Source organism: Actinoplanes subtropicus, from assembly GCF_000721705.1.
Taxonomy (GTDB): domain Bacteria; phylum Actinomycetota; class Actinomycetes; order Mycobacteriales; family Micromonosporaceae; genus Actinoplanes; species Actinoplanes subtropicus.
On sequence record NZ_JOJL01000205.1, the window covers coordinates 1 to 217 of the forward strand.

1 protein-coding gene is annotated in these 217 nt (G+C 63.6%); it reads right to left on the reverse strand.

Going from position 1 to position 217, the window contains the following annotated elements; translation table 11 throughout:
* A partial coding sequence (locus tag IH26_RS55250; RefSeq protein ID WP_157437918.1) for a hypothetical protein occupies window positions 1-217 on the reverse strand: 217 nt, incomplete at both ends.

Consider the following 217-nt stretch of genomic DNA (forward strand, 5'->3'; position numbering starts at 1 on the left):
GATGGGTAGGTCGCGGTAGTTGTTGGAGAACAGTCCGTCGGAGGCGTAGGCGGTGTTGTAGGCGGTGGAGTAGCCGTTGAATGCCCCGAAGGTGGGGAAGGGCAGGTTGTTGGCGGCGAGCCGGTTGAAGCCCCATGCGTACATGCGGTCGATTTGTCCGGGGTCGCCGATGATGCCGGTCAGGGTGCCGCCGGCGAGCATGGTGGACCACTGGTTT